The organism is Salinarimonas soli (genome assembly GCF_008386575.1).
Taxonomy (GTDB): Bacteria; Pseudomonadota; Alphaproteobacteria; order Rhizobiales; family Beijerinckiaceae; genus Salinarimonas_A; species Salinarimonas_A soli.
This window is the reverse complement of sequence record NZ_VUOA01000042.1, coordinates 1-10411: the sequence shown is the minus strand read 5'-3', so window position 1 is coordinate 10411 and position 10411 is coordinate 1. Positions and strand designations below refer to the sequence as shown.

10 protein-coding genes are annotated in these 10411 nt (G+C 71.9%); 8 read left to right on the top strand and 2 right to left on the bottom strand.

Going from position 1 to position 10411, the window contains the following annotated elements:
- Positions 1-302: 302 nt before the first annotated feature.
- Positions 303-866, top strand: a complete 564-nt coding sequence (locus tag F0L46_RS22590; protein WP_149821877.1) for a sugar O-acetyltransferase — start codon at positions 303-305, stop codon at positions 864-866.
- 234 nt (positions 867-1100) lie between these two features.
- Here F0L46_RS22590 and fliP read toward each other — a convergent pair whose 3' ends face one another.
- Positions 1101-1892: a flagellar type III secretion system pore protein FliP gene (gene fliP, locus F0L46_RS22585; protein ID WP_149821876.1), complete on the bottom strand. Its 792-nt coding sequence runs from the start codon at positions 1890-1892 to the stop codon at positions 1101-1103.
- A gap of 101 nt (positions 1893-1993) precedes the next feature.
- Positions 1994-3049, bottom strand: a complete 1056-nt coding sequence (locus F0L46_RS22580) for a flagellar biosynthetic protein FliO (RefSeq protein WP_240540118.1) — start codon at positions 3047-3049, stop codon at positions 1994-1996.
- A gap of 194 nt (positions 3050-3243) precedes the next feature.
- Between F0L46_RS22580 and flgB the strand changes: the two genes are divergently transcribed.
- From flgB to cckA, 7 genes are all read left to right on the top strand, one after another.
- Positions 3244-3645 (top strand): flagellar basal body rod protein FlgB, encoded by a 402-nt coding sequence (flgB, locus tag F0L46_RS22575; protein WP_149821875.1) that lies wholly within the window; start codon positions 3244-3246, stop codon positions 3643-3645.
- Between the two features lie 9 nt (positions 3646-3654).
- A complete protein-coding gene (gene flgC / locus F0L46_RS22570) occupies positions 3655-4065 on the top strand; it encodes a flagellar basal body rod protein FlgC (RefSeq protein ID WP_149821874.1) in 411 nt (136 codons plus the stop codon).
- Positions 4066-4083: 18 nt separating this feature from the next.
- Positions 4084-4413: a flagellar hook-basal body complex protein FliE gene (fliE, locus tag F0L46_RS22565; protein ID WP_149821873.1), complete on the top strand. Its 330-nt coding sequence runs from the start codon at positions 4084-4086 to the stop codon at positions 4411-4413.
- 48 nt (positions 4414-4461) lie between these two features.
- A complete protein-coding gene (gene fliQ / locus F0L46_RS22560; RefSeq protein ID WP_149821872.1) occupies positions 4462-4728 on the top strand; it encodes a flagellar biosynthesis protein FliQ in 267 nt (88 codons plus the stop codon).
- A 362-nt stretch (positions 4729-5090) separates the two neighbouring features.
- Positions 5091-5846, top strand: a complete 756-nt coding sequence (fliR, locus tag F0L46_RS22555) for a flagellar biosynthetic protein FliR (protein ID WP_149821871.1) — start codon at positions 5091-5093, stop codon at positions 5844-5846.
- A 3-nt stretch (positions 5847-5849) separates the two neighbouring features.
- Positions 5850-6920 (top strand): flagellar biosynthesis protein FlhB, encoded by a 1071-nt coding sequence (gene flhB, locus F0L46_RS22550; protein WP_149821870.1) that lies wholly within the window; start codon positions 5850-5852, stop codon positions 6918-6920.
- Between the two features lie 359 nt (positions 6921-7279).
- Positions 7280-9814 (top strand): cell cycle histidine kinase CckA, encoded by a 2535-nt coding sequence (gene cckA, locus F0L46_RS22545; protein ID WP_149821869.1) that lies wholly within the window; start codon positions 7280-7282, stop codon positions 9812-9814.
- Positions 9815-10411 lie beyond the last annotated feature (597 nt).

Sequence of the window (10411 nt, the reverse complement as noted above, 5' to 3'; positions counted from 1 at the left end):
GGGAAGGGGATCCAGCGCAACTTGCTGCGCCGTAGGCGCACCTTATGCCCGTCCAGGGCCCTTCGCGGGCCCGGAGGAGCCGCTGCGCGGCGCTCGATGCAGGGCTGGATCCCGGATCGGCGATCCGCTCCGCCTGACGGCTGCGCTCCTCTTGTCCGGGACAGCGGGGGAGGGTGTCGGAAGAGTCCTCCCCCGCTGTCCCGGACAAGTCCCGCACCAGCGGGACGCCCATCCGGGATGGAGCGCAAGAACCCGCGCCGAAGGCGCTCGTTATCCCCCGCCGACAGAGCAGGGAGACAGCCATGACCGGAGCCGACGGGCGCACCGAGAAGGAGAAGATGCTCGCGGGCGAGCTCTATCATGCGAGCGGCCCCGAGCTCGTGGCCGACGCCGCCCGGGCCCACCGCCTGATGCACGCCTATAATGGCACGGGCATCGACGAGGAGCCCCGGCGCCGCGAGATCCTGGATGGGCTTCTCGGCCGGGTCGGGACGGGCGTGGTGCTGCGGCCGCCCTTCTATTGCGACTACGGCTACAACATCCGCCTCGGCGACGGCGTGTTCATGAATTTCGGCTGCGTGCTCCTCGACGTGGTGGCCATCGAGATCGGCGATGCATGCCAGTTCGGCCCCGCCGTCCAGATCCTCACCGCCGACCACCCGCGCGATCCCGTGGCCCGGCGCGCGGGGCTGGAGAGCGGCCGGCCGATCCGGATCGGCCGCAACGTCTGGATCGGCGGCGGGGCGATCGTCCTGCCGGGTGTCACTATCGGCGACGACGCCATTGTGGGGGCGGGCAGCGTGGTGACCCGGGACGTGCCCGTGGGCGCGACGGTCGTCGGCAACCCGGCGCGGCAACGCCCCTGAGGCGGGAACTCCCCTCTCCCAGGGGGAGAGGGGTTGGACGCTGATCCAGCTTGCTCCCAACACCTCTCATGCTGAGGAGCCTGCGTCAGCAGGCGTCTCGAAGCACGCACCACCTCGCCACAGCCCTCCGGAGACCGCTTGAACGCCCTTCGAGGCCGGGCTCACGCAGGGCACCTCAGAGCCTGNNGCGAAGGCGGGGGACGAGGGTGGAGAAGTGGGAAAGCAGCGCCGCCCTCAGGGCCCGTAGCTCTGCACCAGCGAGCCCGCCACCAGGTTCCACCCGTCCACGAGCACGAAGAAGATGAGCTTGAACGGCAGCGCCACCGTCACGGGCGGCAGCATCATCATGCCCACCGACATGAGGATCGAGGCCACGACGAGGTCGATGATCAGGAACGGCACGAAGAGCAGGAAGCCGATCTCGAAGGCGCGGCGCAACTCCGAGATCATGAAGGAGGGCACCAGGATGTGCAGGCCGATGGCCTCGGGCCGGGCCGGGCGGTCCTCCTGGGCGAGGTTCACGAACAGCATCAGGTCCTTCTCGCGCACGTGCCGCAGCATGAAGCGGCGGAACGGCTCGATCCCCCGGTCGAAGGCCTCCGCCGGCTGGAGCTGGCCCGCCACCAGCGGCTCGACGCCCACGCGATAGGATTCGCGAAGCGTCGGCGCCATCACGAAGGCGGTGAGGAAGAGGGCGAGGCTCACGATCACGGCGTTGGGCGGCGCCGTCTGGGTGCCAATCGCCGAGCGCAGGAACGAGAGCACCACCACGATCCGGGTGAACGAGGTGATCATCACGAGAACCGAGGGCGCGAGCGCCAGCACGGTCACGAGGGCCACGAGCTGGAGCGCCCGTTCCGTGACGCCGCCGCCCGGCCCGAGATCGAGGGTAAGGGACTGCGCCGCCGCGGGCGCCGCGAGCAGAACCCCGCCGAGCACGGCGACGGCCGCCGCGGCGAGGGCGGCAGGGCTTGCGATGCGGCGGTGCGGGCGCCTGGCGGCGCCGGCCGGGGAGGGGCGGCTCATGGGGGGCGTGATTCGCGGCAGGGGCGGGCGGCGACGACCGTGGGGCGCCCGCGTCCGCCGCGCAAGCGGCGCACGCGCGGCGGCGTGACGCTCACGCTGCGTCAGGTCTTGTCGGGCGAACGGCCGAGCAGACGCGCAAATTCGGCCTCGATCTCGTCCACGGAGAACGGATCGACCTTGCCGGGGCCGGGCGCCGGCGGCGGGGGAGGCGGCGGCGGTGCCGCGCGGGCCGGGGCTTCGGGCGGCTGGACGGGACGCGGCACAGGCGGCGCCTGGCGCGGGGGCTCGGGCGGCCGCGGCGGGGCCATGCGGGGCGGGGGCGCGGCGGCGGCGGGCGCCGGAGCCCCGGCCGGCGCGGGGCGGCGGACCGCCTGCTCCAGCTGGCGCGCCATGTCGGAGATCACGTCCGCGTCGCCGTTGCCGGGCGGGGCCGGCCGGGGCTCCACGAGCCGGGGCTCGGGCGGGCGCGGCGTCGCGATGGTGGCGCCGGCCGGGACGGGGCGCGGAGGGGGCGGGACCGGGTCCTGGGCCGGCGCGGCGTCGGCCACCAGGGGCGGCTCGGGGCGCAGGCTGCGGACGCGGGCCGCGATGTCGTTCATGGGATCGCCGGGCACCACGGCGGGCGCCTGCGGCTCGGCCGCGTTCACGCGGGCGCCGACGGCGGGCTCGAGGATGGGGCGCGGGGGGCCCTCGTTCGGCGCGCGGTCTTGCGGCTGGCGCTCCTGCGGGCGCTCCTGAGGCGGCCTCTCCGCGGGCGGGGGCGGGGCGTAGGCCTCCAGGGCCGGGGAGGGCATGCGCTCGGGGAGGGCCGGCGCCTGCGCCTGGCCGCCGTCGGGCGCCGCCTGCGGCTGGCGGCCGGCCGCCACGCGCATGATGTTGGTCTCGACCACCACGTCGTTGGGCCCGCCGATGAGCAGGAGATGCTCGACGTTGTCGCGGCGCAGGAGCACGAGCTGGCGCTGCCGGTCGAGGTCGTAGACGTCCACGATGCCCAGCCGCGGCTGGCGCGTGCGCCCCCGGTCGGCCGTGGACAGGCCCATGCGCCCGCCCGTGATGCGCCTGAGCACCAGGGCGAACAGGCCCACGAGGACGAGGACGATGAAGAGGGCGACCAGGTATTGGACCAGGCGGCCTTCGATGCCGAGTTGGGACAGCACGGCGGGTTCCCTGTGATGACGACGCCGGGACGGCGGGCACTGAAATACAGCGCCTTTATGGGCGCGCGCGCCCCGGGGAGCAACCGGGTAAACGAAACGTCAACATCTATCTCGTGTGCGAAGTGCCGCGGTTTAACCCGCCGTTAACCATGGACCGGGCATTTTTTGCCGGGTTCCCCTTGCGAGTGCCGCTCATGTCCGTTGGCGATATGCCCCTGATCGGGATGCTCAAGACCCGGATGCACTGGCACCAGTCCCGCCAGAAGCTCCTGGCCGAGAACGTCTCCAACGCCGACACGCCGGGCTTCAAGCCCCGCGACCTGCGCGCCCCGGTCTTCTCCCCCGCGGGCTCGCCCCTGGTCTCAGGGGTACGCCTGGAGCAGACGGAGGCCGGCCACATCGCGCCCCAGCCGATGCGCGGCGGCGAGGACCCGCGCGACGCCCGCCGGTTCGAGACCACGCCGAGCGGCAACGCGGTGAACCTCGAGGACGAGATGCTGAAGGCCTCGCAGAACCAGCAGGACTACGCGCTCGCCGCCTCGCTCTACCAGAAGAGCCTCCAGATGCTGCGCACCGCCGTCGGCAAGCGCGGGTAGGGCTGATCCATGGATTTCCTGAAGACCATCTCCATCGCGGCCTCCGGGCTCAAGGCCCAGTCCGGGCGCATGCGCGTCATCGCCGAGAACATGGCGAACGCCGATTCCACGGCCGAGCGCCCCGGCGCCGACCCGTACCGCCGCAAGATCCCCACCTTCCAGAACCGGTTCGACCGGGAGCTGGAGGCGAACGTGGTGGCGCTCGGGCGCGTGCGGCCCGACCAGACGCAGTTCCGCACCCGCATCGAGCCCGGCCATCCGGCGGCCGACGCCGAGGGGCGGGTGAAGCTGCCCAACGTGAACTCCCTCGTCGAGACCGTCGACATGCGCGAGGCGCAGCGGTCCTACGAGGCGAACCTGAACCTCATCTCCGCGACCCGCCGCATGATCTCGCGCACCCTCGAGATCCTGCGGGCCTGATCCCGAAAGCTCCGCCCCATGACCATCAACGCCTTCGGCGCCGGCGCCTACGCCGCCACCCAGAACCTCGTCGGCCTCGGCGCCAAGAAGGCCCCCGGCGGCACGGCCGGCGCCGGGGCGGCCGGAGGCGCGGGCGAGTTCGGCGGCCTGCTCAAGGGCGCGCTCGACGGGGTGGGGCAGACGGGCCGCAAGGCCGAGATGCAGATGGCCTCCGCCGCCGCCGGCAAGGCCGACATCGTCGACGTGGTGACCGCGGTGGCCGAGAGCGAGGCGGCCCTGGAGACCCTGGTGGCCGTGCGCGACCGGGTGATCGCGGCCTACGAGGAGATCATGCGGATGCCGATCTGAAGCGCGCTTCCGCCCGCGCGCTCCCGCCCTCCCCATGAACGGACCCCCATGACCGGCCCCGCCATCATCGACGTCGCCCGCGACGGCATCTTCACCTTCCTCAAGGTCGGCGGCCCGCTCATGGTGCTCGCCCTCCTGGTGGGCCTCGTGATCTCGCTCCTCCAGGCGCTGACGCAACTCCAGGAGCAGACCCTCGTCTTCGTCCCGAAGATGCTCATCCTACTCGCCGCCCTCCTCTTCATGCTCCCCTTCATGGGCGACGCCATGGCGGGCTACATGACCCGCATCGCGGAACGGATCATCGCGGGTGGGTGAGGGGAGGGACCGGAGCGCCGCCGCCACGCTCCCTCCCCCCTTGCCAGGGAGGGTTGGGGTGGGGCGTGACGGCGGTGATCCAACCGGAGATGTCGCCGTCCGAACGGGCGTGCCCTGTTCTGCTCCACCTCCGCCGTCACCCCCAGCCCCTCCCCGCAAGGGGGAGGGGAGCAGGGTGAGCCCGGGGCGCGGTCCCCTCTCCGCCCTTGCGGGGGAGATGCCCCGTCAGGGGCAGAGGGGGGGCGGCGGGGCGAACGCCTCGCCGCGCGACCGAGCGATCGTGCACCCGCTCGATCATCCCGCCGCAGGGGCGGCAAATCGGGCACAGCATCGCGGCCCGTGCGCCCCTATGCTGCGCGCCCATGAATCTGATGATTCCCGAGATCGCGGCGGCGTTCATCCTCACCTTCGCCCGGGTGGGGACGCTCGTCATGCTCATGCCGGGGATCGGCGAGCAGCTGATCAACGCCCGCGCCCGGCTGGCCTTCGCGCTCGCGCTCTCCCTCGTCATGTTCCCCGCGACGCGGCCGCTGCTGCCCGTGAGCGCGCCCGCGCCCGCCGTGGTGACGACGCTGCTCGGGGAGGTCGCCATCGGCCTGGTTCTGGGCCTGAGCGTGCGCATGGTGCTCGCCGCTCTCCAGACGGCGGGCACCATCGTCGCCCAGCAGCTCGGGCTCGCCTTCGCCACCACGGTGGATCCGTCGGTGGGCGGCCAGCAGGCCTCGATCGGCAACTTCCTCACCCTGCTCGGCCTCGTCCTCGTCTTCGCCACGGATCTGCACCACCTCGCCATCGGGGCGATCCGGTCGAGCTACAACCTGCTGCCGCCCGCGGGCCTGCCGGAGGCGGCGGACGCCGCGGTGCTCGCCATCCGGGCCGTGGGGCAGGGCTTCGCGCTCGCGGTGCAGATCTCGGCGCCGTTCATCGTGTTCGGGATGCTGTTCAACCTCGGCCTCGGCGTGCTCTCGCGCCTCATGCCCCAGTTCCAGATCTTCTTCCTCGCCATGCCGGCCACGATCATGATCGGCATGCTCGTCATGCTGGCGGTGCTCGCCGTCATGATGAGCGTGTTCGTCGACAATCTCGGCGAGTTCATCAGCCAGCTCGGGGGGCGCTGAGCCATGGCGGGTGAGGACGTCGAGGACGACGATCGGACCGAGGAGCCGTCCCAACGACGCCTGGAGCAGGCGATCCAGCGCGGCGACGTGGCGAAATCCGTCGAGATCAACACCCTCTTCGTGCTTGGCGGCTTCGCCCTGGGGCTGATGATCCTCGCCGGCCCGCTCTCGCGCAACCTCGCCCTCGACCTGCGCGGCTTCCTCATGAACGCCCACCAGGTCCCCTCCGACGGGGCCGGCATGACGGCGGCCTTCCGCCACGCGCTCGGCGCCCTGTTCGGGGCGCTCGCCCTGCCGCTGGGCTTCGCCATGCTGGCGGGGCTTGCGGGCACGGCGATCCAGCACCGCCTGCTGTGGACCTTCGAGCCCCTGACCCCGAAATTCGAGCGCCTGTCGCCCATGGCCGGCATGAAGCGGATCTTCGGCAAGGAGGCGATCGTCCAGTTCGTGAAGGGCCTCGCGAAGATCGGCATCGTGGGCGGCGTCGCGGCCTCGATCCTGTGGGGCGAGCGCGACCGGCTCGACGGGATGGCGCGCCTCGACCCTCACGCGCTGCTTGCCACCACCCTCGTGCTCGCGTTGAAGCTGCTCGGCGGCATCCTGGCGATCTTCGCCTTCCTGGCGCTCGGCGACGCGATCTACCAGCGCATCGCCTGGCAGGCGCGCCAGCGCATGACCCGCCGCGAGCTCAAGGACGAGCACAAGCAGGAGGAGGGCGATCCCGAGATCAAGGGCCGCCGCCGCCAGATCGCGCGGGCCCGCCTGCGCAAGCGCATGATGGCAGCCGTCCCCAAGGCCACCGTGATCGTCACGAACCCCACCCACTACGCCGTGGCGCTGCGCTACGAGAGCGGCATGGCGGCGCCGGTCTGCGTCGCCAAGGGCGTCGACGCGCTGGCGCTGCGCATCCGCGCTGTGGGCGCGGAGCACGGCGTCCCCGTCATCGAGAACCCGCCCCTCGCCCGCGCCCTCCACGCCACCGTCGAGGTCGACGCCGAGATTCCCGTGGAGCACTACAAGGCCGTGGCCGAGGTGATCGGCTACGTGATGACCCTGCGCCGGCGGGCCGGGTGATGGGGGATGCGGATCGGCTTCGCCGCCCAGGCGCCCCCACGCAGCCGACCGTACGCAGGAGGCGAAACATGTTCCCCTCCCCCTTGCGGGGAGGGGTTAGGGGGGGGGGTGACGGCGGTGCCGAGCAAGGATGAACCGCGATCGTTCGGCTGGTGACCTTCTCGGACAGGACACCGCCGTCACCCCCCACCCCAGCCCTCCCCCGCAAGGGGGGAGGGAGCGCGGCGGCGCTCGCTCGTTCGGGTGCGCGGGCAAAAAGCCCGTGGAGGGCGGCGAATAGGCGGGCGGGGGGCGCGGGTTTCGCTTGCGGCGCCCGCGCGGTCCGGCATAACGGTACCTGAAACAAAGCTAGCGTTTTCATGGCTCCCACGAGCGAGACGTCGCGCACATCCGCCATCGATCGGTCGGACAGGCCGGGCCACGTCGGCCTGCTGCTTCTGCTTGCCGGCCTTCTGGTCGGGGCGGCGGTGGGCCTGAGCTTCCTGTCGAACGAGCGGGCGCAGCAGATCATCCTGGTGCTCCTCGCCCTGCTCGCCATGGCGGGGGTGTTCTTCCTGTTCGCCTTCGCCATCGGGGCCGTGCAGTTCGCCGGCCAGGGCGCGCGCAACGACATCACCAAGGCGATGGTCGATACCGCCCCCGACGGGGTGCTCGTGGTCGAGGACACGGGCCGCGTGGCCTATGCCAACGAGAGCTACTTGTCGCTGTGCGGCGCCGAGACGCTCGCGGACCTGCGCACGGTCGAGCGCCTGTTCACGGGCTCCCCCGAGGTGTCGGAGGGGATCTACCGCCTGGCCCAGGCCGCCCGCGAGGGCCGCTTCGCCATGGAGGAGATCCGCGTCGCCCCGGGCCTTGACGGGAGCGCGGGCTTCGGCTGGTACCGGGTGCGGGTGCGGCCCCTGCCGCGGCCGGGCGGGCGCATCGCGGCGCTGTGGACCGTGCTCGACGTGACCCGCGAGCGCGAGCGCCAGGAGAACGTGTTCCAGGAGCTCCAGCACGCGATCGACTATCTCGACCACGCGCCCGCGGGCTTCCTCTCCATCGAGCCGTCGGGCTCGATCGTCTACATGAACGCCACGCTCGCCGCGTGGCTCGACCACGACCTCGCCAAGGTGGGCTCGGGCGGGCTGTCGATCCACGACGTGCTGCCCGCCAACATGGCGCGCATGTTCACCGCCATCGCGGGCGCGCCGGGCGACGTACGCACCGAGATGCTCGACCTCGACATGCGCCGGCGCGGTGGCCAGTCCCTGCCGGTGCGGGTGTTCCACCGCGTCGCCTTCGGCCAGGACGGGCAGCCCGGCGCCTCGCGCACCCTCGTGCTCAACCGCTCGCCCGGCGAGGACGTGGCCGAGGGCCAGCGCGCCGCGGAGGTGCGCTTCGCCCGCTTCTTTAACAACACGCCCGTCGCCATCGCGACGCTCTCGCGCTCGGGCCGCGTGCTGCGCTCCAACGCCTCCTTCGTGCGCCTCTTCGGCACCCTGCCGCGCACGGATGCCGGCACCGAGGGGCCCACCGTCTATTCCGTGATCACGGAGCGGGACCGCGCCGTGCTGGAGGGCGCCATCGTCGCCACGTCCGACGGGCGCGGCGACCTCGCTCCCCTGGAGGTCGCGATCATGGGGGAGGGCGGCCGCTCGGCCCAGGTCTGGGTGAGCCCCGTCAACGACACGGACGCGGACGGCGAGACGGCGATCCTCTACGCCCTCGACATCACCCACCAGCGCCAGGTGGAGCAGCAGCTCGCCCAGTCGCAGAAGATGAACGCGGTGGGCCAGCTCGCGGGCGGCGTGGCGCACGACTTCAACAACGTCCTCCAGGCGATCATCGGCTATTCGGACCTGCTTCTCGCCAACCACCGGCCGACGGATCCCGCCTTCCAGGACATCATGCAGATCAAGCAGAACGCGAACCGGGCCGCGAGCCTGGTGCGCCAGCTGCTCGCCTTCTCCCGCCGCCAGACCCTGCGGCCCGAGGTGCTCCATCTCGGCGACGTGCTCTCCGACCTCTCCATGCTCCTGAAGCGCCTGCTCGGCGAGCGGGTGGAGCTCGAGGTGCGCCACGGGCGCGACCTGTGGCCCGTGAAGGCCGACGTGAACCAGTTCGAGCAGGTGGTGGTGAACCTCGCGGTGAACGCCCGCGACGCCATGCCCGACGGCGGCCGCGTCACCATCCGCACGGCGAACGTGCTCGCCGACGAGGCGGCCCGCCTCAACCTCACGGGCATGCCGGCGGCGGATTACCTGCTCATTGAGGTGTCGGACACCGGCACCGGCATGCCGGCGGACGTGATCGACAAGATCTTCGAGCCGTTCTTCACCACCAAGGAGGTGGGCAAGGGCACGGGTCTCGGCCTGTCGACGGTGTTCGGCATCGTGAAGCAGTCGGGCGGCTTCATCTATGTCGACTCGACGGTGGGCAAGGGAACGGCGTTCTCGATCTACCTGCCGCGCCACGTGCCGACCGCCGAGGAGATCGCGGAGGCCGCCAAGCCCGAGGTGGCGAAGAAGCCCGCCGCCGACCTCACGGGCCAGGGCACGATCCTCCTCGTCGAGGACGAGGACCCCGTGCGCGCCGTGAACGCCCGGGCGCTGACGGCGCGGGGCTACACGGTGCTCGAGGCGGCGTCCGGCGTCGAGGCGCTCCAGGTCATGGAGGAGAGCGGCCCCGTCGACCTCGTGGTCTCGGACGTGGTGATGCCCGAGATGGACGGCCCGACGCTCCTGCGCGAGCTGCGCAAGCTGCACCCGAACCTGAAGGTGGTGTTCGTCTCCGGCTACGCCGAGGACGCCTTCAAGAAGAACCTGCCCGACGGCGAGGCCTTCAACTTCCTGCCCAAGCCCTTCAGCCTCAAGCAGCTCGTCGAGACCGTGAAGCAGGTGATGAGCGCGTGAGCGCATTCCCCTCCCCCTTGCGGGGAGGGGCTGGGGGTGGGGGTCGGGACGCCACCCGCCGTTGGTCCAAGAAGGGCTGTACGGCCGGGCGTGCTCCCCTCCCAATCCCCAGCTCGGACTTTCCGACCCCCACCCCCAGCCCCTCCCCACCCATCCCGGCNNGGCTGGGCAGGTCGGTGCCCAGTTCGGGAACACCCGACCTGGGCGGGGAGGGGAGCGGGCCTGCCTTGACATTCCTATGCACCTGATTTGTGTCCTACCTCGCATCACCCGTCGAGGGGCGCTGTCGCGAGGCGTCGTGCGGTGGGGTGGTGTGCGGTGCCTGTGCCGGCGGGAGATGCGACCCGGCGGCACGGGGACGGTTCGCCAGAGCGGATCACCCGATCCGTGAGGCCGGCGGCCTCGGGCCATGAGCACCGGGGCTTGCAGGCGGGGCTTGCAGCAGGGAGCACCTGCGCGGGCTCCTCGTTCCTGCGGGGCGTCGGCGGCGGGGCAGAACGGCGGGGGCTTCCTGAGACATGGGCCCCAGGCCGGCTCGACCGTGCGACTGACCAGTTCCGGCGGGGCCGTCCAAGAGGTGCCGCATGCGTGCCGGGG